The 25,707-nt window shown below is 42.6% G+C and carries 24 protein-coding genes; 4 read left to right on the top strand and 20 right to left on the bottom strand.

All coding sequences use genetic code 11. From position 1 onward, the window contains the following. Window positions 1-78 precede the first annotated feature (78 nt). The 13 genes from BUB05_RS09695 to BUB05_RS09635 all read right to left on the bottom strand — a co-directional run bounded on the left by BUB05_RS09695 (window position 79) and on the right by BUB05_RS09635 (window position 13,802). Entirely contained in the window at window positions 79-1,041 is a 963-nt protein-coding gene (locus BUB05_RS09695) for an ornithine carbamoyltransferase (protein WP_073049412.1), read from the bottom strand. Further along, entirely contained in the window at window positions 1,026-2,243 is a 1,218-nt protein-coding gene (locus BUB05_RS09690) for a YgeY family selenium metabolism-linked hydrolase (RefSeq protein ID WP_073049411.1), read from the bottom strand. The genes BUB05_RS09695 and BUB05_RS09690 overlap by 16 nt, the downstream gene beginning before the upstream one ends. Next, entirely contained in the window at window positions 2,236-3,078 is an 843-nt protein-coding gene (locus tag BUB05_RS09685; RefSeq protein WP_073049410.1) for an FAD binding domain-containing protein, read from the bottom strand. Before BUB05_RS09685 ends, BUB05_RS09690 begins: the two co-directional genes overlap by 8 nt. Next, window positions 3,071-3,541 (bottom strand): (2Fe-2S)-binding protein, encoded by a 471-nt coding sequence (locus BUB05_RS09680; protein ID WP_073049409.1) that lies wholly within the window; start codon window positions 3,539-3,541, stop codon window positions 3,071-3,073. Before BUB05_RS09680 ends, BUB05_RS09685 begins: the two co-directional genes overlap by 8 nt. Next, window positions 3,538-5,610, bottom strand: coding sequence for a xanthine dehydrogenase family protein molybdopterin-binding subunit (locus tag BUB05_RS09675; protein WP_073049408.1), 2,073 nt, complete (start codon window positions 5,608-5,610; stop codon window positions 3,538-3,540). Before BUB05_RS09675 ends, BUB05_RS09680 begins: the two co-directional genes overlap by 4 nt. A 325-nt stretch (window positions 5,611-5,935) precedes the next feature. Continuing rightward, window positions 5,936-6,289 (bottom strand): CGGC domain-containing protein, encoded by a 354-nt coding sequence (locus tag BUB05_RS09670; RefSeq protein WP_073049407.1) that lies wholly within the window; start codon window positions 6,287-6,289, stop codon window positions 5,936-5,938. Between the two features lie 2 nt (window positions 6,290-6,291). Next, window positions 6,292-8,613: a xanthine dehydrogenase family protein molybdopterin-binding subunit gene (locus BUB05_RS09665; protein WP_245819841.1), complete on the bottom strand. Its 2,322-nt coding sequence runs from the start codon at window positions 8,611-8,613 to the stop codon at window positions 6,292-6,294. Further along, window positions 8,610-9,059 (bottom strand): (2Fe-2S)-binding protein, encoded by a 450-nt coding sequence (locus BUB05_RS09660; RefSeq protein ID WP_073049406.1) that lies wholly within the window; start codon window positions 9,057-9,059, stop codon window positions 8,610-8,612. Before BUB05_RS09660 ends, BUB05_RS09665 begins: the two co-directional genes overlap by 4 nt. After that, window positions 9,049-9,855 (bottom strand): FAD binding domain-containing protein, encoded by an 807-nt coding sequence (locus BUB05_RS09655; protein WP_073049405.1) that lies wholly within the window; start codon window positions 9,853-9,855, stop codon window positions 9,049-9,051. The genes BUB05_RS09660 and BUB05_RS09655 overlap by 11 nt, the downstream gene beginning before the upstream one ends. 244 nt (window positions 9,856-10,099) lie before the next feature. Next, a complete protein-coding gene (locus BUB05_RS09650) occupies window positions 10,100-11,104 on the bottom strand; it encodes an ABC transporter permease (RefSeq protein ID WP_073049404.1) in 1,005 nt (334 codons plus the stop codon). Between the two features lie 8 nt (window positions 11,105-11,112). Beyond that, a complete protein-coding gene (locus tag BUB05_RS09645) occupies window positions 11,113-12,171 on the bottom strand; it encodes an ABC transporter permease (RefSeq protein ID WP_073049403.1) in 1,059 nt (352 codons plus the stop codon). Next, window positions 12,172-13,095 carry an ABC transporter ATP-binding protein gene (locus tag BUB05_RS09640; RefSeq protein ID WP_175548543.1) on the bottom strand — a complete coding sequence of 308 codons (924 nt, stop codon included), beginning with the start codon at window positions 13,093-13,095 and terminating at the stop codon, window positions 12,172-12,174. It lies immediately after the preceding gene. Window positions 13,096-13,406: 311 nt separating this feature from the next. Then, window positions 13,407-13,802: a RidA family protein gene (locus BUB05_RS09635; protein ID WP_073049401.1), complete on the bottom strand. Its 396-nt coding sequence runs from the start codon at window positions 13,800-13,802 to the stop codon at window positions 13,407-13,409. A 277-nt stretch (window positions 13,803-14,079) separates the two neighbouring features. On the opposite strand from BUB05_RS09635, the gene BUB05_RS09630 reads away from it, so the two are divergent. Next, window positions 14,080-14,712, top strand: a complete 633-nt coding sequence (locus tag BUB05_RS09630; protein ID WP_073049400.1) for a helix-turn-helix transcriptional regulator — start codon at window positions 14,080-14,082, stop codon at window positions 14,710-14,712. A gap of 70 nt (window positions 14,713-14,782) precedes the next feature. On the opposite strand, the gene BUB05_RS09625 is transcribed toward BUB05_RS09630, so the two are convergent. Next, the gene (locus BUB05_RS09625; RefSeq protein WP_073049399.1) at window positions 14,783-15,160 is read right to left on the bottom strand and encodes a RidA family protein; all 378 of its coding nucleotides are present in this window, start codon (window positions 15,158-15,160) and stop codon (window positions 14,783-14,785) included. A 269-nt stretch (window positions 15,161-15,429) separates the two neighbouring features. Between BUB05_RS09625 and BUB05_RS09620 the strand changes: the two genes are divergently transcribed. Beyond that, entirely contained in the window at window positions 15,430-16,383 is a 954-nt protein-coding gene (locus BUB05_RS09620) for an ornithine cyclodeaminase family protein (RefSeq protein ID WP_073049398.1), read from the top strand. Between the two features lie 160 nt (window positions 16,384-16,543). After that, entirely contained in the window at window positions 16,544-17,209 is a 666-nt protein-coding gene (locus BUB05_RS09615; protein ID WP_073049397.1) for a helix-turn-helix transcriptional regulator, read from the top strand. 102 nt (window positions 17,210-17,311) lie between these two features. Here the strand turns inward: BUB05_RS09615 and BUB05_RS09610 are convergent, their stop codons facing one another. The 4 genes from BUB05_RS09610 to BUB05_RS09595 all read right to left on the bottom strand — a co-directional run bounded on the left by BUB05_RS09610 (window position 17,312) and on the right by BUB05_RS09595 (window position 21,700). Next, window positions 17,312-17,869, bottom strand: a complete 558-nt coding sequence (locus BUB05_RS09610; protein ID WP_073049396.1) for a helix-turn-helix domain-containing protein — start codon at window positions 17,867-17,869, stop codon at window positions 17,312-17,314. 128 nt (window positions 17,870-17,997) lie between these two features. Beyond that, the gene (locus tag BUB05_RS09605; protein ID WP_073049395.1) at window positions 17,998-19,038 is read right to left on the bottom strand and encodes a mannose-1-phosphate guanylyltransferase; all 1,041 of its coding nucleotides are present in this window, start codon (window positions 19,036-19,038) and stop codon (window positions 17,998-18,000) included. Between the two features lie 23 nt (window positions 19,039-19,061). Next, window positions 19,062-20,741, bottom strand: coding sequence for a TRAP transporter permease (locus BUB05_RS09600; protein WP_073049394.1), 1,680 nt, complete (start codon window positions 20,739-20,741; stop codon window positions 19,062-19,064). Between the two features lie 2 nt (window positions 20,742-20,743). Further along, window positions 20,744-21,700 (bottom strand): TAXI family TRAP transporter solute-binding subunit, encoded by a 957-nt coding sequence (locus BUB05_RS09595; protein ID WP_073049393.1) that lies wholly within the window; start codon window positions 21,698-21,700, stop codon window positions 20,744-20,746. Window positions 21,701-22,212: 512 nt separating this feature from the next. On the opposite strand from BUB05_RS09595, the gene BUB05_RS09590 reads away from it, so the two are divergent. Further along, window positions 22,213-23,460, top strand: a complete 1,248-nt coding sequence (locus tag BUB05_RS09590) for an MFS transporter (RefSeq protein ID WP_073049392.1) — start codon at window positions 22,213-22,215, stop codon at window positions 23,458-23,460. 130 nt (window positions 23,461-23,590) lie between these two features. On the opposite strand, the gene hcp is transcribed toward BUB05_RS09590, so the two are convergent. Both hcp and BUB05_RS09580 read right to left on the bottom strand, forming a co-directional pair. Continuing rightward, window positions 23,591-25,237, bottom strand: coding sequence for a hydroxylamine reductase (hcp, locus tag BUB05_RS09585; RefSeq protein WP_073049391.1), 1,647 nt, complete (start codon window positions 25,235-25,237; stop codon window positions 23,591-23,593). 108 nt (window positions 25,238-25,345) lie between these two features. Then, window positions 25,346-25,588, bottom strand: coding sequence for a hypothetical protein (locus BUB05_RS09580; protein ID WP_073049390.1), 243 nt, complete (start codon window positions 25,586-25,588; stop codon window positions 25,346-25,348). Between the last annotated feature and the right edge of the window lie 119 nt (window positions 25,589-25,707).

Genomic DNA, 25,707 nt, shown 5'->3' with positions numbered 1-25,707 from the left:
GAGACCTCACAAATTCACCGATTATCCTTTTGTGGTTATTGAAAAATTGCCATATTTCACATGAACGAACTCTGAAATCTACAAGATGAGACTCATCACTCCTTTGGCCGTATGAAGCCGATTCTCCGCCTCCTGGTAGACTATGGAATGGTCTCCATCAATTACGGAATCTTCCACCTCGTTTCCCCTGTCTGCAGGGAGAGCATGCATGTAATAAACATCCTTGGAAGCCATCTCCATGAGCTTCCCGATACACTTCCAGTCCTTGAAATCCTCTATGTCCACATGGGGATTCTTTGAACTCCACGAACCCCAGTTCTTCGGTATGACTATGTCGGCGTCCCTGTAGGCTTCCTCCATGTCATGGGTTATCCTGAATCCACCGCCGTATTTCTTTGCGTTTTCCACCGCCTCTTCTATTGCCCAGTCGGGAAGCTCAAATCCCTCGGGATAAGCAAGGGTAACATCCATCTTGTATCTAGGGAACAGAAGTATCTGGGTAAGTGGAACGCTTATTGGTTTCTTGTGGGATGTTGCATACGCCCATATTATGGAAACCTTCAGTCTTTCGGTATCGGGATGCTTTTCCTTTATGGTCATAAGGTCGGCTATACCCTGCATGGGATGGAAAAGGTCGCACTGGAGGTTCATTATGGGAGTGGATGAATTCGCCGCCATGTCGTTCAGATACTTGTTCCCCTCCTGCCAGTTGCAGTTCCGGCAGGCTATGCCGTGTCCGTAGCTTGACAGTATCTTTGCAGTATCCCGTGCGACCTCGCCGTGGCTGATCTGCATTGTTGAAGTGTCAAGAAAGTTTGCATGGCCTCCCAGTTGGGCGATTCCCGCCTCCATGGAATTCCGTGTCCTTGTGGACTGCTCGAAAAACATGAGGAATATGGTCTTGTATGGAAGTATAGGCGTAGGTATGTCCATGTAAAACTTTCTCTTAAGGTCTGCCGATGCATCCAAAAGCATGTTTATCTCGTCGTTTGTCCAATCCCTCAAGGTAATGAAATCCTTTCCCTTTAATCTTCCTGCCATTGCTGTCCTCCTTTATATAATTCCGGAATAATTGCATAAACCTTCACTGCATTCATCAGCTCTTCCTTCAGAATCTTCTCATTGGGAGCGTGGGCTTCCTCCTCCCTTCCTGGACCGAAGCCTATGCAGGGAATGTTCTTCATACCCATTATTGCAACACCGTTGGTGGAAAATGTCCATTTATCGAGAAGAGGTCTTCTTCCCAGTACCTTTTCACATGATTCAAGAAGAATTGCGCAGTATTTGCTGTCCTCACCTACAACCCAGGTAGGAAAATAGCAGTCAACCTCCTGTACAAGTCCCGTATATGACTCTTCCGAATATGTATACATCTCAACTTCTGCACCGCTTTCAGATACACTCTTCAAATCCTTTATCTCTCCTATGGCTGAATCCTTTGTTTCCCCAAAGGTAAGCCTCCTGTCCACGGATATGGAGCAGCCATCCGCCACTGCACATCTGGACGGCGAGGTGTAGAAAATCTCTGAAACTGTCAGCGTGCCCTTTCCAAGAAATTCATCATATTTGAGTCTTTCATTTAAAACCTCCAGTTCCTTCAGGATTGATGCCATCTTGTAGATTGCATTATCTCCCCTTTCAGGAGCTGAACCATGGGCACTTATGCCCTTGACGGAAACCTTTATTTCCATCCTGCCCCGATGGCCTCTGTAGACGTTCAAGCCTGTAGGTTCGGTGAGTACGACAAATTCAGGATTTATTGTTTCTTCCTCCAGTATATGCTGCCAGCACAACCCGTCGCAGTCTTCCTCCTGAACGGACCCCACAACCCAGAGGCTTACTCCGTCAAGAAACCCCGCCTTCTTCGCAATGGCCGCTCCATAGAGGCAGGATGCAAAGCCTCCCTTCTGGTCGCTGGCGCCTCTGCCGTAAATATATTCCTCATCTTCCTTGCCCTGGAAAGGATGGAATTCCCAATTGTCCTCCCAGCCTACATCAACGGTGTCTATGTGACCGTCATATGCAAAGACATTTTTTCCATCTCCTACCCTTCCAAGGATGTTTCCCATCCTGTCAATTATTATTTCATCAAAATCAAGGACTTCCATTTCCTCCCTGATCCTTTTCACCACCTCTTCCTCTTCCGTACTGGTGGACTTTATGGCTATGAGGTCCCTCAGGAAACCTTCAACATCATTCTTCATTTCATCAGCGATCTTATCCATCCTTTTCAGCCTATTCATAGCTGTCACCCCTCAGCAATTCATTGAGGTATTCAGCAACGATCCTAAGACTTGCTTCCTCCCTGTAAAGCCTGGTAGACCTCTTGTCGTCGGATCCATGAAGGTCCTTCCTTATAGCTGTAAGAAATTCCCCTACGTCTCGGTTTTCCACAAACTTTTCTTCAGCGTCCCTGTTCCTTACGGGTGTTTCATTGACCGCTCCTATGGCAACCCTTATATATTCAAGATTGACCCCATCCATGCCGTAAAGAAAAACCACTGAAAACTTTGACAGTATGCTTGCCTTCCTGGAGCCAACTTTTTTATATCTGAATCCCCTTATGTTCAGCTTGGGTATGATAACCTCGTAAAGAAATTCATTTCCCCTGATTTCCGTCCGGTACTTGCCCTTTATGAATTCATCCATTGGCAGTATCCTTGATCCGTTCTTGCTTTTGAGAAGTATTTTCCCATCCATTGCATATAGAAGGGGAAGACTATCCGCCACCTGTGCCGCATTTACGATATTCCCACCTACAGTTGCCACATTCCTGATGGCCGGATTTCCCATAAGCCTGTAAGGAAGCCTTATGCACTCGGGAAGTACCAATGATTTTTCCATGCTTGAATGGGTGGTGCATGTCTTTATATGATAATGCTCCTTGTCCTCGGTTATTCCCTTTAGTTCATCTATCTGTTCAATGAATACAATATCTTCTTCAAATCTTCTTTCGGCTCCCTGCCACTGTCTCTTCCTTACCATAAGGTCGGTTCCACCGGCAAAAATCCTGAATTTGCCTGAATCCAGGGTTTCCAGCAGTTCGTCGACATTTTCCGGTCTTCTGCAATCAATCATTCAATACCGCCTCCTGTGTAAGTTTCCTGACAGCCCTGTATATGGCTTCATATCCGGTACATCTGCATATGTTGCCTGAAAGCCCTTTCTTGATATCTTCCTCCGTAAGGGATATGCCGAGCCTCAGGAGCCCTTCAGTAGCCATAACCATTCCAGGAGTGCAGAATCCACACTGTACTGCACCTTCTTCCATGAAGGCCTTCTCAATTTTCTTGTACCTTTCAGTCCTTGAAAACCCTTCTATGGTTACAACCTCTTTTCCCATTACATTGTTCATAGGCACCATGCAGGAGTTCACTATCATTCCATCCAGGAATACTATGCAGGCTCCGCACTCTCCCTCCGCACAGCCTTCCTTGGTTCCCGTCAGTCCAAAGTCGTTCCTTATTACATCAAGAAGTCTCATTGCAAGACCCGTTTCCACCTTTACATCTTCTCCGTTCAACTTGAATTCTATGATCATATCAGCAGCTCCTTTAGCAGTTTTTCCGAAGTGACAGGGAGTTCCCTGATTTCAACATCCAATGCATTTTCAATTGCAGCGGCTATAGCCGGTGCAACCCCCACCAGTGTCAGTTCGCCAGCAGCCTTGGCTCCAAATGGACCTTCCTCGTAAGGGTTTAGTATCCAGTCAGTATGCATCCTTGGCATGTCTACAATCGTAGGTACGGTATAGGATGAAAAATTGTTGTGTTCTATGAGTCCGTCCTTTGAAGTCATCACTTCAAGGATGGCATATCCAAGTCCCTGGGCTATGCCTCCGTGAACCTGTCCAAGAAACGTCCTTTCATCTATTGGCATTCCCACATCATATACTGCATATATGTCTTTACAGGTAATCTCAAGAGTCAGCGGATCGATTTCCACAACGGCAAGGACTGCAGACCATGAGTATGACATGTATGCATTTCCCCTGAGATTTTCCTGGTCCCACTTCACATAGTCAGGCTGCCTGTAGTGCTCGATCACCTCTATTTCATCAGAAGAATCCATTTTGTCCTTAAGCCTGAGGGCAGCCTTATACAACAATCCTCCAACGACCATGGTGGTCCTTGATGCGACTGTGGGCCCGGAGTCCGGCACATACAAAGTATCGGGATTGTCATATATAACCTTGTCCATATCTATCTCCAGTACCGATGCAACAATTTTTGAAAGTACAGTCTTTGCTCCCTGGCCCATTTCCACCGACGATACCAGTATGCGTACATACCCGTTCACATCCTTCACCAGCTTAACAACACTTTTTATATGTTCTGCCTCACCGTCCCCGGTAAAGCCTCCTCCATGGGGGATGAAGGACATTCCTATTCCCCTGTAATTTCCCATTTCTTCCTTGAGCTTGTAATATCCTGCCATTTCAACAAGCCTGTCGGCCATTTCATCCAGCTTTATTTCCTCGTTGTAAATTCCCGAAGTCGATGAAAGATCTCCTCTTTTCACAAAATACGGTCTTCTAAATTCCAGCGGATCATAGCCCAGGTGGCTTGCAAGCTGGTTCATATGCATTTCAAGTGCAAACAGAGTCTGGGGAGCACCAAATCCCCTGAATGCTCCGGTGAATACATTGTTTGTCCTGTATGTCCTTCCCTTTACCCTAAGGTTTTCTATGAGATAGCATCCTGTAAGGGAAAGTATACCTCTCTGAAGAACTACATCGGACAGGCCAAGATATGGTCCTGCATCTATCCCAAAGTCAAATTCCATACCTGCAATTCTGTTGTCTTTCAAATATGTTTTCACAATGGTCTTCGAGGGATGTCTTTTGGTTGTATAGACTATGTCTTCTCTCCTGTCGAAGATGAGTCTTACGGGAGCCCCTATCTTCATGGAAGCTGCAGCGACCTGGCATGCCAGAAGTGACGGATACTCCTCCTTGCCTCCAAAAGCGCCCCCTGTTTCAGTCTGTATTACCCTTATGTCGTGGTCGGCAAGTCCTGTGGAATGTATGAGGGCGTTTTTTATATAGTAGGGGCATTGCATGGAACCGTGGATGATAAGCTTTCCATCGGAATAGTCTCCCACCAATCCGTGCTTCTCCATGTATAGCTGTTCCTGATATCCTGTAGAATATGACCTTTCAAATACTTCGTCGTAATCAAGGTTTTCGATGTCCCCCTTGGTGTATTCCTGTTCGGAAAAGATATTTTCATTGCCTCCGAACTCAAATACGGGCTCTTCCTCTTCATATTCCACTTCAATATTTTTCATGAACCTTATGATTTCATTCTTGTCCCTTCCCACTATGAGGGCGATGGGTTCTCCCCTGTAGTTGACATAGCCGTCTGCAAATATGGGCATGTCAGTCTCAATCATCTTTACCTGGTTAATGAAGGTATCATCTGCATCTATAACCCAAAGGTTTTCCGGAATATCCGGGTATTTAATGCATTTTATCCTGCCTTTTGCTATTTCGCTTCTCAGTGTCCTTCCATAGTGCAGGTTTTCAAATTTCATATCTTCGATATACCGGGCTTTTCCACTTATTTTTTCAACAACATCTACCCTGCTAATCCTGTCCGTTATTTTCATGGGCACCTCCGTAAAAAAATATAAAAAAAGACTACACAGCAAACTACCCATACCAGAATATGGATGCATGCCTTCATGTAGTCTTGGATTTTACCAAGCAAGATGGATATGCTTTTTTAGCCAATAAATACAAAAGAAAACATGCTTTTACTTCCCTCAGATGTCAAGCGTGCAGCAAGTCTTCACCGATTGTATCTCATTATATATATTATATCCCAGAGTAATAGAAAAGACAACTTCATGTAAAGCAAAAAACACCGGAACAGTTTATATAAAATGTTCCGGTGTTTTTTCAAATCGTATTATATTGTCAGGTTTAACGCAATCATTTCCATGAACCGGATTTCTTGTCCAGGAACACAGCTCTTCTTGCTTTTCCTTCAACACTGCCATGGGTATATCCTACAATATTGAAATATTCGGAAAGTTGTTCAGCCATTTCCTCATAATTTTCATTCTTTCCCCTTATGCAGGTGGAAATATGCACCGTATCAACTCCCAGGTCAATAAGCTTTTGAATCTTGTGATCAAACTCCCCACCGTCGTTCATGAATGATGCAAGCTCCACATCTTCGCCGTAGTCGCAAAAGGAGTCCTCCCTGTTGTTGAAGGCCCTGAAACAACCCTTTGCAGTACATCTTTCCATGGTCTTTTCTCTTGCTATAATGGCTATCTTCATGATTACTCGTCCTTATTCAGTGCGAAGAATACCTTCTCGGGAGTTATAGGCAGTTTCCTGAACCTGACACCTATTGCATTGTCAATTGCATCGGCTATGGCTGGTGCCGCCGCATTTAAAACTACCTCTCCTATGGATTTGGCTCCGTATGGTCCCGTAGGCTCGTAGCTTTTTGCAAAATCCACCATGATTTTCGGCGCATCCTTCCTTGTGGGTATCTTGTATGTCATGAAGCTGTCATTCATTTCCCTTCCTGCAAAGTCATGGTTGATGTCCTCATAAAGGGCCATTCCTATCCCCTGGAGTATTCCTCCCTGGGCCTGGACCGTACACAGGTTTGTGTTTATGACTGTTCCACAGTCAACTACGCCTGCACACTCCAGCACGTCCACCTTTCCCGTTTCTGCATCCACCTCTACAAGGGCAAAGCCAGACTTGTAGGGAGGCGCTTCCGTTGAGCATGTATGACTGCCGGTTGCCATGACCTGTCTGCAGTTGAGCCTGTATCCCAGGTCACTGAGACTTGCACTGCTTCCGTCCCAGGTGAAAACTCCGTTTTCATATTCTATTTCATCAATTTCCGCATCAAAAATTTCCGATACTTCCTTCTTCAGCTTTTCCAGAATCTTTTCCGATGCTTCAACTACAGCCCTTCCGGTAACATAGGTTGAGCTGGAAGCATAGGATCCGTCGTCATAGGGTGTAACATCAGTGTCTGCAGCATATACAGCTATGTTTTCAAGGGGTACCTGCAGCGCTTCTGCAGCCATCTGGGACAGTATGGTATCGCATCCCGTACCCATGTCCGTTGCACTTATGAGAAGGGTGAAGAAACCGTCGCTGTTGAATTTCAGCGTGGCATTTGCAGAGTCAATGTTGAGCACTCCCGACGCCTGGATTGAAAGGGCCATTCCAACTCCTCTGAATTTTCTGTTGCCCATATCTTTTCCAGGATAGTTTTCATCCCAGCCTATCAGTTCCTTGCCCCTGTCTATTAGAAAATCCAGTTCGCAGCTGTCCTGTCTCAGTATGTCGTCGCCGTAGACATGGCTTGTCCCAAGAAGGAGGTTTTCCCCCTTCTTGATAAGGTTCCTTTTTCTAAGTTCCGTAGGGTCCATTCCAATCTCTTTTGCCAGTTCATTTACAATGGATTCCACGGCAAAAAGCCCCTGTGTCTTTCCATAGCCCCTAAAGGCTCCTGAAGGCGGCAGGTTTGTATATACTGCAGTACCGTCAAACCTGTAACCGTCCACCTTGTTGTACATGGCCATTATCTTCTCGCCGCAGGCTTCAATAACCGTACTGGCATGTTCTCCAAAGGCTCCCGTATCAGAAATGGCCTGGAAATCAAAAGCCCTTATCCTGCCGTCCCTGTTGGCTCCAATTCTTACCTTCATTACAAAAGGATGTCTTCTTGATGTAGCCAGGAAAACTTCCTTTCTTGAATAATAAATCTTTGCAGCCTTTCCTGTCCTGAGGGTAACCAGGGCCGGGAAGAATTCTGAAGCGGCAGTCTGCTTGAGTCCAAAGCCTCCACCTATTCTCGGTTTTTTCACCCTAACCCTGCTCACGGGAATATCCAGTGACTTTGCAATCATCCTTCTTACATGGAAGGGAACCTGGGTTGCCGAGACAACTGTCATCCTGTCATATTCATCCAAATAGGTGAATGTTGTGACAGGCTCCATCATTGCAGGATTTGTCGCCTGTGTCTCATATTCCCTTTCCAGTATTATCTCACTTTCCCTGAAACCTTTTTCATAATCTCCTATTTCAAAATCAATATGGGCAGCAATATTTCTTTCAGGTTCAAAGCCTATGTCATAGTTTACACTGGAATCCTTCTCAAAATGGACTATTGATTTGGACTTGGCTGCAGTCTTGTAGTCAAGAACGGGCTCCATGACACGATAGTCAACCTTAATAAGCCTGAGCGCCCTTTCAGCCTGTTCCTCGGTCCTTGCAGCCACTACGGCAACCTCGTCTCCAATATATCTTACATATTTGTCCAGTATCTTCCAATCCAGAGGTGACGGCTCGGGATATGTCTGTCCCGCTCTTGTAATCCTCACATCAGGCACATCCCTGTATGTGAGGATGCACTCCACGCCTTCCACCTTTTCAGCCTTTTCAGTATCAATATTCAGTATCTCCGCAAAATGGTGCTTGCTTCTCAACACCTTCACTACGAGGGCATCAGCAGGAGCAAGGTCATCCGTATATACTGCAGCACCAGTGACCAGCTTCCTGCCGTCTCTTTTCGGTATGGGCTGGTTTACAACATTGAGTATCTTTGGAAGCTTCTTTTCACTTACCTTCATCATTCCACCTCCAGATATTTCTTGATGCTCTTCATCTGGGATTCATAACCCGTACATCTGCAAAGATTGCCGTTTAAGTAGTGCTTGATGTCTTCCTCGGTAGGGTTTTCAAGCTCATTCTTCATGGCAATTGCAGTCAAGGCAAGGGACGGCGTACAGAATCCACATTGATCCGCGCCTTCATTAACTATGTATTCTCCAAGCTTCTCGGCCTCTGCATAAACCCCTTCAAGAGTTGTTATGCTCTTCCCTTCCGCCCGGTGGCTGAAGTATGAACATGAAAGTACAGGCTCCCCGTCAACAAGCACCGTACAGGCTCCGCAGGTGCTTTTGTCGCATCCCCTTTTTACGCTTTTAAATCCGTTGTTCCTCAAGGTATCGGAAAGGTATTCATCTGCCCTTACACCAACCTTTATATTTTTTCCGTTGACTTTCAGATTAATTATCATTTTCAAGAACCTCCATAATTCCTCTCTTTAGAAGGACCTTGCTTACGGCACTTCTGTACCGTCCTGATCCAAGCATATTTGTTCCATAGGTCAGCCCTGCGACTGCATCACAGGCTTTTCCAATTGTTTCTTCACCCATTTCCTCTGCAGCATTAAGTATCTCCATGGCTTCCTCTGCAACAACGGCTCTTCCCGGTCTTCCACCTATGGAAATCCTGTATTTACAATCACAAAGGGATATCCCGCAATTGAGTATTGCATAATCTCCCTTTGAATTCCTCATCATCTCAAAGGTTGCATTCCTGATATTTTTCTTTATAATAATTTCAACCAGAATATCCTTTTCCAAAAGACCCTTTTCCATATACTCCTGAAGATTCATTCTTCCGGCTTTGTAGAACTGAAGATCCACATCAAGCGCCAGGAGTGCAGTCAACAGATCCGAAAATCCATATCTGGGATATACAGTCCCTCCAATGGTAGCTATATTCCTCAACTGAACACCAACAATATTTTCAAGTGATTTTGAGAAATAGTTGTTGAAATAACTGTTTAGGGAAGCATCGGTCTCCAACTGCCTCAAGGTAGTCATTGCTCCCACTGTAAATTCATTCTCCGTCTCCCTTATTCCATTCAAATTCAAGTCGAAAAGGTCTATGGCCTCTCCTATGTAAAGGTCTGTTGAAAGCCTGAGGAAGGCTCCGCCGGCAATCAGCTTTGCTTTCTTGTTTTTGCTGTATAGTTCCCAGGCTTCCTCCATTGTCTTTGGTTTGTTCAAACTTCTTATCCTGATCATTTTTTGCTCCTAAATTCACAATTGATTATGATTATTTATAGTCTAAGACAGTTAAAAATGAGTAATCCCTTGAAGCTTTAGTATTACTCGGTTAAGGTGACTTTCTTAGACCTCTTAATATCCGTGTCAATTATATTAAGTGTGACACGGATAACGCGGCAGAGCCGCTTTCTTGTCCAACTATGTAGTATATCACAAGGAATACGGCATTAAAACAATATAATATGAAAAAATCAAAAGAATTCTACCCCTGAAGACCTTTAATGATCTTCCTCCTGAAAACAAGATAGAATGCTGCTGAAGTCAACAATATCAACCCGCAAAAATACAGCGTCTGGCTCCATTCAATGGATTTTGCCAGTATCCCGTCAAGAACCTTGAAGTCCCAGTAGAAGGGGGACCAGTATAGAAACACCTGCCATCTTTCCGGTACGATTATGGCTCCTGCAAAGGACAGCATTACAGGGGTGAAGCTCAGCTTCACCAGGGCTATTGCAGCAACCTGATTTTCTGCAACTGCCCCTGTCAGAAATCCAAGAACGGTTGCTATGAATGCAGATGACAGAAATGCGGCAAAAAGCATGAACATATTCACATCACCATAACCCATGACGAATGTTACCGCAAATACATGAAACATGCTTAATGCAAGGCCAACGGCTATCTTGCCGCTGTACAGCTCCCACCTGGTCAAGGGTGTAACATTAAGTGCGGAAAGAGTATTTGATTCCTTCTCCTCTACAAGATTTATTCCCACCATAAGTCCAGGCGCAACCATGGAAAACAACAATATGAATATTGTTCCGAGCCTTCTGATTGGAGATTCCTTCACTCCTGCATCTGTGATTTTCACATCAACAAGGATTTCTCCGGGATTGAAATATTCATCGAGTATCATGGCTGCAGTATTCCTTGACACTGTCCTTTCATTGCCCTGAAGGACTATGACATATTCACCGTCCACATAGTCGATTCCTGCAACCTCGTCAGACCCCTCAACTCTCTCATAGAGGTCTTCTCTCGTTCCCGCAAGCTCAACCACCCCGTATTTTCCGAACTCATCCATGACCTCACTATCTATACTTGAATTCACAACAAATCTGATGGAGGCGTTTTCAACATCCGGAATGAATAGATTGAGAGCCATGGCAAGTACTATGGGCAGTACTGCCGTTACGAATATCATGAAATCCCTGACAAGGCTTATTGTGTCTCTTCTAAAAACCTTAAACACTCTTGATATCTTCATTTTACCTCCTAGTTCTTGCGCAGCAAGGCCCTCCTGAAAAAATAATGGGCCAGTGCAAAAATCCCCATCCCCTCCACAAGGATCAATGACAGATTTTTATAAAAAACAGCTCCTCCACCAGAATCAACAAATGCCTCTGCAGCTGCATATATCATTGTATATGTGGGTATGACTTTTACCCATATAGGTGCAAATGCAGGATATATGTATGAAATAACAGGGATGGCAATTACAGCCATGGTAGCCATGACCCATAATGTCGACTTTGACAAGGTATCGAAAAAGCTCCCTATAAGCAATCCCAGTGACGAGCCGAAAAACGACGACACTGCAAGAAACATGAAGAGATATACAGGATTGAAATCAAAGCCTCTAAGAAAAATAACCGTACCAAAGGCCGATATGAGTCCCAGGACAAGCATGACAACCACTTTTGAAAGAAGGTGTTCACCCGCCCTTCCAGGTGAAACGAGAAATGCAGTGTGCATGCGCTGTTCCTTTTCCATGAAAAGAAGTACGGCTATAAGAAAGTATCCGATGAATGATGACTCCATTACTATGAACAAAGGCAGCAATACATCACTATATGAAAGAATCCTGCTCCCATACTGTGGATTCAGCACCTTCACCCGGTAATCCATCCTGTAGAAGAAGTTGCCTTTAAGAAATTCAGACAATCCTCTCTCAACCTGAAGCTCAATGAGATTTCTGAATCTGCTGTTTTCATATCCCTGAAGAACAAGTTCTATTTCAGGATATTCATCTCCCTTTGTAATTGCCGCACCGTAGCTTTCCGTATTCTTTCCAACCCTTTCAACAAGGTCCTCCCTTGAATCCACAAAGGTCAGATTACCTGAAGAAAATTCCGATTCAAATCCGTCAATCGCAAAGGGTAGCGCTCCCTCCTCCATGTAGACGAAGAAGGTTATGTTTTCAAATGTATATGGAATGATAAACTTGAGAACAAGACAAAAAACAGCTGCTGTAATAATGGTGACATGGAAGAAATATTCCCTCCATGCAATCTTCATGTCTTTTTTCAATGTGGAATAAAACCGCCGACCCATTTATACCAGCCTCCTGCCCGTCAGTTCAATGAAAATATCCTCAAGGGTTGCCTCTTCTGAATGAATGGTCTCAATTTTCCCGAAATCCACAAGCTCCTTTATCCTTTTCCTGCCCTCTTCGCTTTCCAGGCTAATGTCTTCGGAAATCAAACTTCCATCACCATTCATGCCTCTGCTGCCTTTTCCATAATCAATGTTATCATTGTCTCCAGTCCTGCCATGTTCAGCATCGGACCTGTACTCTATCCTGACTCTTTTTTCACCGTATTTAAGCTTGAGATTCCTTGGAGTGTCAACTGCAATGAGCCTTCCGTTGTTCATGAAGGCTATTCTGTGGCACAGTTCCTCGGCAACAGTCATATTATGGGTCGTCAGAAGTATGGTTGTTCCCTCCTCGTTCCTTCTTTTGATTATATCAAGAATATCCCTGCTTGAAGAAGGATCCAGTCCTGTAACAGGCTCATCAAGAAACCAGACCTCCGGATTGTTGATCATGGACCGTGCAAATATGAGCCTCTGCTTCATTCCCTTGGAATAGTTGCCTACCCTCACATCCTTTGCATCTTCCAGACCGACAGATTTTATCAGCTCATTGCAATCCAATGTATCCACATCAAAAAGGCCTGCATAGTATTCCAGGTTTTCAAGTCCCGTAAGCTTGTCATAGGCATTTGCAATTTCAAAGGATACTCCTATTTTGTTAAAAAATCGACTTCTCTGCCCCATGACCTCCATGCCGGCAACATGGGCTTTCCCTTCCTGAATGGGCAGAAGTCCCGTAAGAATCTTCTGTGTCGTCGACTTACCCGCACCGTTTGGACCAAGAAAACCGAAGACCTCGCCCTTTTTTACCAGGAAGCTTATGTCGTCCACTGCATATTTCTTTTTATCATAGGAATACTTAAGGTTTTTGACTCTTATCATGGCTATGTCTCCTGTACTTTTGACTTTACTGGATTTCTATACTGGACTTAATATTTTCGGAGTAATTTCGTATAACATCGAGGTCTCGAATAATAGGTACCAACAATCACATTTATAGAAACAAAAAATTGTTGTACCAGTGGCAAAACACCAACGTTCCAAGGCGTTTTGTAAGTTTATCTTTCCTAAGCTGAAATAGGGAGTTGTAGTGGAATATTATGTCTACCGCTGCAATTGGATTACTGAAAAAGTAATAATCCCGCAGTATCATTATACCACGGGATTAGGGATGTTTATTATTCAAGTTTCACTTACTTCACAGCTATTGCGTCAATTTCAATCTTAACGTCTTTTGGAAGTCTTGCTACCTCCACTGCCGCTCTTGCAGGCTTGTGATCTCCGAAGAACTCTGCATATACTTCGTTCATTGCAACAAAGTCGTTCATGTCCTTGAGGAAACACTGGCATTTGACTATATCCTTCACTTCATATCCTGCTTCAGTGATTATGGCCTTGATGTTTGCAAGGGACTGCTTTGTCTGCTCTGCAATATCTTCACTTACAAGTGTCATGGTCTTTGGATCGAATGGAATCTGTCCCGACACATAAAGTGTACCCTTGACTTCAACTGCCTGGGAATATGGTCCTATTGCCGCCGGCGCATCACTTGTTGCTACAAAATTCTTCTTTGTTCTTTCTTCTATCATGAATATGCCTCCTAATTCATTCCGGGTAGTTTTTTCCTACCTCTCAATAATAGTATAGTACTTTCGCCAATAAATTGCAAGTATTTTTTTCATTATGATAATATTTTTATCAACAATGTATTTTTATTAACCCTCTCATATTCCTCCATATATTCATCTCAGCTCTATGCTTTGAAATTCCAGGACTTCAAAAGAAGCAACAGACAATCTAACTATTGCCATGTGAATAAATTTACTGTAGTATAATATATTATAAACTATTAGGATGTGATATTAATTGAAGGATATTTTCAAAAAATATATTGTCATCGGAGAATTCATCAGCCAAGTCATGGGAGACAACAGCGAAGTAGTAATCCATGATATTAGTTCACCGGAAAGTTCAATAATATGGATAGACAAGAGTCATATCTCAGGCAGGAAAGTAGGAGATTCATTCACGGATCTTTCACTTATGATACTCAATGAGAAGGAGTACGAAGAGAAGAACTATATCGTCAATTATGAAGGAAAGGGTAAAGGCGGGCGCAAGTTCATTTCCTCAACATATTTCATCAAGGATGACGAGGGCACCCTTCAAGGCTTCCTTTGCATAAACAACGATGTGACGGATTATCTGGAATTCAAGGAACAGTTCGGCAAACTGGAAAAATATTTCTCCAAGACAACATCGGACTACCAGGAGGAAATTTCAGCTCCCGTTTCATCATTTTCCGAGTCCATAATCCAGGATGTATTGAAAACACAAAATATTTCCATTAGTAGGATGAAAAAGAAAGAAAAGATCGAGGTAGTAAGACAGATGCAGGAAAAGGGACTCTTCGACATAAAGGGCGGAGCTTCAGAAGCAGCCAGAAGCCTGGAAATTTCAGAACCCACACTCTATCGTTACCTTAAGGAATTGAGTTAAAAAAACTGTTGTCAGGTTGATATCATAATCAATCCGGCAACAGTTGTTCTATTTGCAACAATATTTCATCTTATTTTACAGCTACAGCATCTATACAGATTCTTGCCCCTTTTGGAAGCTTTGAAGCTTCAATTACACTTCTGGAAGGCTTGTGTCCTTCAAAAAAATCTTCATAAACACCGTTCATGGCAACAAAATCATTGATGTCAGCCAGAAAACACTGACATTTGACTATGTCCTCCAACTCATATCCCGCTTCTTCAACTATTCCCCTTATATTCTCAAGACATCTCCTCGTCTGGGATTCAATATCATCCCCTACACAAGTCATTGTTTCCGGAACAAAAGGTATCTGCATGGATACAAACAATGTATCATTTGCTTCAATTCCCTGTGAATACGGTCCAACAGCCGATGGCGCATTCTTTGTTGATATTACTTTTTTCATCTATTCCTCCCTGTCCATTCATTCAGTAATAAGAATTTTTTCTCATTACTTAAATTTAATTTCTTGGTTATTATTTAGATTATACAGTATTGTTACGTTTTTGTCATCATTATATTTAAGGTAAATACATTTGTATTTATTATGTGAACATTGTCGATATTTTTGCAAAAATCCACTCCCCAGTTTGACATTTTGTTAATTTTTTGTTATTATGATAATAATTTATTAAGTCAATGAAAATAAAATATATATTTGAAGGGAGAATTTAAATGCTAGTAATTGGAAAAGAAGAAGTCAGAGAACTTCTATCAATGAAAGAATGTATCGAACTCATGAAGGGAACACTAATGGATCTTAACGAAGGAAAGGCTTCTATGTCATTAAGATCCATGAACAAACTTGCCGGAGACGATTTTTACCTCCTGATGCCTGCCTACTTGAACGAAAAGGGATATTTCGGAGTCAAACTCATAACCATATTGCCATCCAACCACGCAAAAAACCTCCCATCTCACCAGGGAGTTGTCCTTCTTTTCAGTGCAGAAGACGGACAGGAAAAGGCCACAATAGACTGTATATCAATAACAGCACTTAGAACTGCATCTGTAACAGCAGTTGCGACGGACCTTCTGGCAAGAAAGGATGCAAACAAGCTTGGATTCCTTGGCGCCGGAGTGCAGGCAAGAAACCATGTTGAATCGCTTATGCTGGTAAGGGATGTCGAAGAAATTAGGGTATGGGACCTTCATAAGGAAGCAGCCGAGAAATTCGCAGAGGAAATGTCAGAAAAGCATAATGTAAAAGTCATAGTATGCAACAACGCAGAAGAAGTGGTTTCAAACTCAGATGTAGTAACAACAGTAACCCTTGCAAAAGAGCCCGTTCTTAAGGGAGAATGGCTGAAGCCTGGAACTCATATCAACGCAATCGGAGCATCTGCCAAAGCCTACAGGGAAATCGACAGTGATGCCGTTGCACAGGCAAGACTGTATGTGGACAAAAAGGAATCTTGTACCGGAGAAAGCAGTGACTATCTAGTCCCTCTAAGCGAAGGCAAAATATCAGATGACCACATAGTTGCAGAAATCGGAGATGTGCTCCTTGGCAAAGCAGGCGCAAGAGAGACAGATACCGAAATAACAATGTTCGAAGGAATGGGACTTGCAGTAGAAGATATCGCATCCGCTACATACATCTACCAAAAAGCAGCAGGAATCAAATAATCAAACCCCATGATAATAAAATAAATCAACTATAACAAAACATGGAATCTGACTCAATTGCAGATTCTGTGTTTTTTATTAAAACTTGACAAACACAGGGCATGTAATTTATTCTGTTATTTGACGACAGATATTTGTTATTAATCAGAGGGGAATAATTATGAATGCAGATGAAATATTAAAAAGCTATATTCCAATGGTAGACTTCATGGCCAATACATACGGCAAAAACTGCGAAGTAGTGCTGCACGACCTTAGGGATCTTGAAAATTCAATAATCGCAATAAGGAACAATCATATTACAGGCAGAAAAGAAAACGGCCCTGTCACCGACATGGCTCTGAACATTCTCCATAATTTGGACAAATACCAGGACAAGAACTTCATATGCAACTATACGGGCAAGACCAGCAGAGGAAACAAGACTCTCCGTTCGTCAACGTATCTCATACGGGATGGCGAAAAGAATCTCATCGGCATGCTTTGCATAAATATAGACATAACACCATTGTTAAAGGCAAGAGAAGCCATCGATGATCTTATTATCAACGAAGAGCTTCTTAACAACAATGTCAAGGGAACACAGGAAAACTTCGACCTGAACCTGAACGACCTGATAAACTCATATATTAGCCAGGCTATGGATGAATTCGATGCCGAGCCTTCAAGAATGACAATGAAGGAAAAAAAGGAAATCGTAAGGCATCTGTCGGAAAAGGATGTTTTCAGGCTCAAGGGTGTTGTAGTCGAAGTTGCAAAGGCGCTGGAGGTTTCCGAACAAACTATTTACAGGTATTTGAAGGAACTTGAAAATACAACTTCATAACAAGAAAGCGGCTGTGCTGCAAAAAAATCTTCCCTTTCCTTTTTCCGGAAACGGGAAGATTTTTAAAATCTCAAATTTACATATTTAGTATATTAGCGAAATCTATACTTCAGGATAATATATGACCATGGCTATCCTGGCTGTTTCAGTTCCATCGTTATGATATGAATGCATCCTGTCCGCCCTGAATTCGAAGGCGTCGTTTTTGTTTATCACATAATCGTCACCTTCAAAGGATATGGTAATTTGACCGTCGAAAACTACGACCATTTCAAGAGTATCCATATTATGCGCCTCAGCGTCTATTCCTCCGCCGGGTTCTATCTCAACCTGGTACATCTCGAAGTTTCTTCCCTCTTCAAAGGGAAAGAAAGGATATATGCTGTACTTTCCTTCATCGCTTACAATAGCAGCCATGTCCGATCTCAGTATTACCTTGTTCTCCTGCACCGGCTTCTGCACCAGGGATGTGAGTGAAACCTTAAGACCGTTGACTATCTTCCATACGGTGCCAATTGTAGGATTGGACTCTCCCCTCTCAATCTGTCCCAGCATGCTCTTGCTGACTCCGGACAGGGCAGCCACATTGTCCAGGCTCAATCCCCTTTGGGTCCTTATGGTTTTTAAATTATCAGCTATAATGCTGTTCAACTCTTCCACTATAATCTCCTGAAATCCATTACTTTTATCGTTAGTTTGATACTCGGCACCTGATTATACCACAATGTATCCTGAAATTGCAGACGATTATATGAATTTTTCTTAATAATATATCCCTTTTGCTTTTGCTACAGCTTGTCGGGAACATTCTTTATGTTCTGAACACAGTCCTTGCTGCATATTAGTATGTTTCCATCCTTCTCAACAACTACCGCATTTTCTATTCCAACCAAAGCTACTGTCTGATTGGATATTACTATATTGTTCTTGGAATCTATTTCGATAAGCTTTCCCGCCTTGTTGATGGATCCATTCTGATTCTTTTCAAAGATATCCTCAAGGGCTGTAAAGTTGCCAATATTGTTCCAGCCGAAATCAACAGGAATGGTCTTTAGTTTATCAGATTTTTCCATTACGCCATAATCTATCGAAACTTTCTCAAACTTGTCAAAATGGGATTTTAAATTCACATTATCATTTTTAAGTATGCTCTTTATTTCCATAAGTATCTTGTAGTGTTCCGGCAAATACTTTTCAAATTCCGAAAGAATCATGTTGGTAGTAAATACAAACATGCCGCTGTTCCACAAAAACTTTCCTGAATTTATATATTCAGTCGCCTTGGTTATATCAGGCTTCTCCCAAAATTTCACTACATCTATAGACGTAGACTTGAACAAGTCAACTGATATCGTAGAATTCGTCTCTATATATCCATATCCAGTATCCGGCTTGCTTGGCTTGATTCCAAGGGTTATGATATTTCCTCTTTTGGATTCCTCTACAGCCTTTAACAGTATATGTCTGAAGCCTATCTCGTCTTTTATTATATGATCTGCCGGCAATACAATCATTGGTATGTTCCCATGGTTATTCTCTATTATCAATGCTCCATATCCTATGGCGGCAGCCGTATCCTTGAATTCAGGTTCTACAATAATATTTTCCGCCGGTATGTCCTGAAGCTCTTTCCTCATTTCATCAACCTGAAGTATGTTGGTTCCTACATAAATGTTTTCCGGTCTTATTATCGGCAAAACCCTGTCTACGGTTTCTCTTATCATTGATTTTTCCGATGCAAGATTCAGCAGTTGCTTCGGTCTTTTCTTTGTTGACAAAGGCCAAAATCTACTTCCTGATCCTCCTGCCATTATATATGTAGTAATCATTCCCTTTCCTCCGTTGTGTAATTTTATGCGGTCTTTCTTTTTATTTTAATAATATTATATAACTTGTGCACTACAAATATCAACAAAATACTTGCTGAAGATAAAATTATTATTTCAACTGGACTGCCGTCTATAAGTGGGGTATAGACAATAAGCAGAGGTACGACATAGATTATTTTTGCATATTTAAGGGCTGCAACTCCTGTCCTCAGGGGATTTGCTCCAGCGATGCCAGCTGCTGCATATGCCGCAAGGCATACAGGTGGAGTTATATTGGCGTCCTGGCTGAGCCAGAAAATTATCATATGGGCTCCAAGGACGCTGACTCCCTTATCGACAAAGGCAGGGGCAGCAAGCACAGCAAGTATTATATATGAAGATGTAACCGTAAGACCCATTCCCAGTACATACGAGGCAAGCGCAACGAAAAATATCATAAGCGGCAATATACCCATGGATGCTCCGAGTATCAAGCTTGAAAACTTGAATCCAAGGCCAGTAAGATAAACCGTCCCTATTATTATACCAATGGCTCCTGCTGTAGTTCCTATAAATGCAATGTTTTTCCCGCAATCCTCTAAAGAATCCATAATATTCCTTAGTCCTATCTTTTCCCTTGAAAAAATCAGATTAGCGGCAATTGCAGCCATAATGGACCAGAAAGATGCAAATACAGGGGAATGCCCTTTTATAAGAAGAAAAAATATCATTGCAAGGGGAATGAAATGATGCCAGCCTCCTTTGACAAGGTCTACAACCTGTTTCCTGTCAATCCCCACCCTGGATGATCTTTCTTTCTTCATGTCTATCATTATATATATGCTTATAAAGTAAAGCAGCGCCGGCGCTACGGAAACAAGTATGATCCTTGAATAGGGCACCCCCGTCAGTTCCGCCATTACAAAAGCTCCCGCCCCCATGACCGGCGGCATGAGCTGGCCTCCGGTGGAGGCAGCCGTTTCTATTGCGGCTGCTTCATGGCTTTCAAATCCTGCCTTTTTCATTAGAGGAATCGTAAATGTCCCCGTAGTCATGACATTTGCAACTGCACTTCCGGTCACAGAACCCATAAGTGCACTGGCAATTACGGCTGATTTTGCCGAGCCTGTTTTTGACTTTCCGGTAACCAGGTAGGGAAGTTGCGTAAAGAACTCTGCTCCCCCCGTCATCCTCAATACTGCACCAAAAAGTACGAACATAAAGACATAGGTTGAAAAGATCCCTGCAACGCTTCCATATATTCCGAAAAGGGATGTATATAAAAATCCAACAGTCCTTCCAAGGCTGAGCCCTCCGTGGCCGAGAATGCCCGGAAGTAATCCACCTCCAATGTTGTAGGCAAAGAAAAACAAGGCTATAAGGGAAAGAGTCAATCCGTTTTTCCTTCTGCTTGTTTCAATACAGACCGTAATCATCATCATCCCCAGGACTTTATCAAAACCGTTCACAATTCCTGCCCTGCTCCCAAGATTTGGATATTCCAAAATAAAGTAAGCAGTTGAAGCTGCAGTCATTAGAAGCAGGACAACATCCACTGCCCTGTTTCTATCAGTCATGCTTTCGATAATCGCAATGAAAGAAACTCCACCAATGAACAATCCCCTTGTTATCTGTGGAGCAAAAATCCCTGACTTTCCCGCTGTCAAAAAAAACAGTGAAAAGGCTATATAGCAAATCCTTAAAAGCCAGCCTTTATTATTCATCTTTATTCCTCAAGAAACCTCAATGTTCCATCATGCATTGGTATCCCAAGCACGTCAACCATCTTGTCTATGGAATCTACAGACAGTTCCGACGCCCTGGTATGGACAGAACGCATGTGTTCAAGACCCTCTTCCGAATACAAGGCTTCCAAAAACTCATAGACGGTTTCTTCAGATACATCCTTGTTTGCAATTATATATGTAAGGTTGGAGTACGACACCACATCTTCATCCTGTCCTTCATAGGTCCCTGCAGGTATTATACTTTTTCCATAGAATGGATACTTCTCACTGAATCCGAAGTCATCTCCAAACTTTCCAATATCAAGAAGCTTCACATCCTTAACTGAAGAAAGGTCCATTACAAGTGACAATGGCAATCCACTGAAATATCCAAAGACATCAAGATTTCCATCCTTCATGGCAGAAACCTGGTCTCCGGGAGGCAGGTACACAGGAGACAGTTCATTCCACACACCTGCTTCCTCTAGAAGAATCTCATTGAATATGGCTGCAGCCGAACCCTGTGGTCCCACACCCACATTCTTCTCCTTGAAATCTTCAAAGGCATTGATTCCTGAATCTTCAAGTACTACACAGTGATAGACATTTGTCCATCCAAAGCCTACTATCCTGATATTGTCTATGCTCTGTCCCTCAAAGACACCTTCGCCATTCCATGCCCAGTACAGTTCCGAGCCATTAGCCAGTCCCATGTCTGTTTCACCGCTGTTCACCAGCCTGATGTTCTCGGCGGAACCTGCCGTCGTCTGAACATTTAGACTGTATCCCTTCATGATTTCTCCGAATACAGTACTGAAGCCGCCACTCATTGCATAGTATGTTCCACCCGGTGATGCTGCAGCAAAGGTGTAGTTCTTTACATTTTCAGATGAACATCCAGTTGAAGTTATCATTATCATTAACGCAATAAACAAACAATTCACTTTTTTTAACATTATGTCTCCTCCACAAAAGATTTCCAACAAATAAATATATCTCATCCATTATATTAGAAAAACAAAGGTTAATCAATTCATTTATTCAACGGGAAACAAAATCTCATCAATAATGAATTTGAAAGATAATTATACAAAAATTCTTTTTTTAGAATTCCAGGTCATGGATGTTTTATACCCGCATATAATATTTATCCAAATATTAATACTTGTTAACAATAGCCGCAACCATTGAAATTTCAACTGTTCATTATTTTCGAACATACATTTGAAAACAATAAAGAATATTGTATACACTGATTTTTCTAAGTTGTGCACATTATCCACAGAGTTATCCACATGTTGTCTGTGCCATGTTAACTAATTGTGAAATGCATATTTACTCATTTTTTACATTTAGCTGGCTTTCAATGCATAAGCAGGGTTATTATTTATGAAAAATTCACGAATTAAGATTCAATCTTGTAGTATAATATTATTAACTTCACGAATTCAAAACAAAGGATGGTTTTATGGGAAAACTTACAAAAACTGAAAAAAGCTGGATACTCTACGATTGTGGTAATTCAGCCTATTCCATGTCAATAACTACGGCACTTCTTCCAATTTATTTCGGAATGTTTAAAGCCGGAGAGAGCATGGACCTTGGATATTTCAACTCCATTGCCAGCATTTTAATTGCAGTGCTCAGTCCCGTTCTGGGCACCATAGCAGACTACAAGGATAAAAAGAAAAGATTTTTCATATTCTTCTTCCTCCTTGGAGTAATATTCACAGGAGCCTTGGCCATAGTACCAAAAGGACAGTGGCAACTTCTTGTTTTTTTCTACATATTGACAGCCATAGGCTTTGCAGGATCCAACATATTCTATGATTCATTCCTTGTGGATACAACAGACAATGACAGAATGGACTGTGTTTCCTCAAGCGGATTCGCCTTCGGATATATAGCAAGTATAATCCCCTTCGGCATAAGCCTTGCCGTAGTGTGGTTTATGGGTCTGGACAAATTTCTTGGCTATCAGCTGGGCTTTGTAATAACAGCTGTTTGGTGGGGGCTTTTCACGATCCCTATGATCAAAAACGTACATCAAAACCACTATATAGAGACGGAACCTCATGCCATTTCAAGAAGCTTCACAAGACTCGGCAAAACGTTCAAAAACATCAGCAGGCACAGGACCGTCTTCGTATTCCTCTTCGCCTATTTCTTCTATATCGACGGAGTTGGAACAATCATAAAGATGGCAGTGCCCTATTCACAAAGCGTTCTTGGCGGAGACTCCTTTGACATGTTCGTACTACTGGGGATACTACTCGTAATCCAGATTATTGCCTTCCCCTGCGCTCTCATTTATGGAAAGCTTGCAAAGAAATTCACAGCCAAGGGAATGCTCTTCTTTGGAATATTCACCTATATAGTCGCCTGTATCTTCGCCTACAGCATAGATGCACTCAGTGATATATTCATACTGGGTGCATTGATAGGCTCCGCACAGGGAGGCGTTCAGGCTCTCAGCAGGTCCTATTATGCCAAGATTATACCGAAACAGAATTCCAATGAGTTTTTTGGATTCTACAATGTATTCGGAAAATTCGCTGCAATCATAGGCCCCTTCATCATGTCCCTGGTTACAGACATGACAGGTGTTGCAAGGTATTCAATACTTGGCATCATTCCTCTCTTCATCCTTGGATTCCTTGTATTGCTGGCCGTTCCAAAAGATACGGAAAAGGTCAGCGTATTTGTGGAGGAGTAACATTCAGTACAGATCGAATCTATAATAAGTACTATGAACTAAAAAGTGCAAATGCTCTATATCATTAATTCGATGTTATGCATTTGCACTTTAATTTTAATCATTCAATCCAAGTGTCTGTAATAGAGAATTATCCCAGAAACTGCTCCAAGTCTTCCTCTACGGTTCCTATTCCGTTTATTCCGAATGTTTCAACAAGCACCTTTGCCACGTTTGGCGAAAGGAATGCAGGAAGAGTTGGTCCAAGCTTTATGTTCTTCACTCCCAGGTAAAGAAGTGCAAGGAGGACTATTACAGCCTTTTGCTCATACCATGCTATATTGTATGCTATGGGAAGGTCGTTCACATCGTTGAGCTCGAACACTTCCTTGAGCTTAAGTGCTATTACGGCCAGTGAATAAGAGTCGTTGCACTGACCAGCATCAAGAACCCTCGGTATTCCACCTATATCACCAAGGTCAAGCTTGTTGTATCTGTATTTCGCACATCCCGCTGTAAGTATTACTGTGTCCTTAGGAAGCTTCTCGGCAAAGTCGGTATAATATTCTCTAGACTTCATCCTTCCGTCACATCCCGCCATTACGAAAAATTTCTTTATGGCTCCTGACTTGACTGCATCAACTACCTTGTCGGCAAGGGCAAACACCTGCTCGTGGGCGAATCCGCCTACTATTGTTCCGTTTTCGATTTCGACAGGCGCTTCAAGAGTCTTTGCCTGCTCGATTATCCGGGAGAAGTCCTTCCTGCCGTTCTCATCAGCTTCTATATGTACGCATCCTGGATATCCTGAAGCTCCGGTTGTGTAGATTCTCTTGATATGCTCTTCTCTTGGAGGAACTATACAGTTCGTTGTGAAAAGGATAGGGCCGTTGAATGTCTCGAATTCCTCCTTCTGCTTCCACCACGAGTTTCCATAGTTTCCCACGAAGTTTTCATACTTCTTGAATGCAGGATAATAGTGCGCAGGAAGCATTTCACCGTGTGTATACACATCTACACCAGTCCCCTGGGTCTGCTCAAGAAGCTGCTCCAGGTCCTTCAGGTCGTGACCTGAAATAAGTATCGCAGGCTTGTTTCTTGTTCCTATGTTCACTTCCGTGATTTCCGGATTTCCATATGCTCCCGTATTTGCAGCATCAAGGTCAGCCATTACGTCCACACCAAACTTTCCTGTTTCAAGGGTTAGGGCCACAAGCTCCTCTACAGTAAGCGTATCGTCAAGGGTTGCTGTAAGGGCCTTGATCATGAATTCAAATATTTCTTCGTTCTCTTTTCCAAGGTTGAATGAATGCTCCGCATAAGCAGCCATTCCCTTGACCCCGTAAATGATAAGCTCCCTCAATGACCTTACGTCCTCGTTTTCAGTAGCAAGAACTCCAACCTCTACGGCATCAGACTTTGCTTCAAATGAAGCAACAGTGTTTCCTGTCCATGTTGCAGCATCATGAGTGTTCTTGAATTCCACACCCTTTGCTGCCAGGTCTTTCTTCATTTCATCTCTAAGGGCAAGTCCTTCAGTAATTTTCGCCGCTATGGCCGCATCGTCAAAATTTGCATTTGTGATTGTGATGAAAAGTCCATTCATTATGAAATGGTTGGCTTCAGGGAATTTTATTCCCACTTCCAGTCCTTCCTTGGCAACAAGGGCCACACCCTTAAGTGTATAGATCAACAGGTCCTGAAGGTTTGCCACAATATCAGTCTTTCCACATACCCCCCTTACTGTACACCCCGTTCCTTTTGAAGCCTCCTGGCATTGATAACAAAACATACTCATAATAATATCTCCTTAGATTTATTTTTTTATGTATTAATTCTTTTCCATGTGTTAATAATACATCATTAAGAAACCATTATCCGTAACCGTTGTTACGAAGTTGGTAAATTAATAGTCCTTCCCTGCCGCCATGACATTGGCCGGGTCGAATGCGTGGCAGGGAGTCACCCCGTATACCATGCCGCAGCTTGGGCACTTGCCTTCAAACTTGTCCATCTCAAAGGTATCGCCGCAGTCCTCGCATTTGATGTCAAAGGGCATTGGCATGTACTGGGCTGAAAATCCCATCATCCTTACCTTGTCCACCGTATCCTTACCTGTTTCAAACTTTCCTGTACATCCTTCATGCATATTATTACCTCCTAGTTTCAAGACAAAGCTTAGTTGAGTTTATTCATGAGAGAGATGAAGTATAGATGGTTCTACTGTACATCATCTATTGAATGAATAAGTACGAAACTTGCTTTGTA

This window comes from Dethiosulfatibacter aminovorans DSM 17477, from assembly GCF_900142005.1.
Classification (GTDB): Bacteria; Bacillota; Clostridia; order Tissierellales; family Dethiosulfatibacteraceae; genus Dethiosulfatibacter; species Dethiosulfatibacter aminovorans.
The sequence above is the reverse complement of the archived record's forward strand: the minus strand, read 5'-3'. Positions and strand labels throughout refer to the sequence as shown.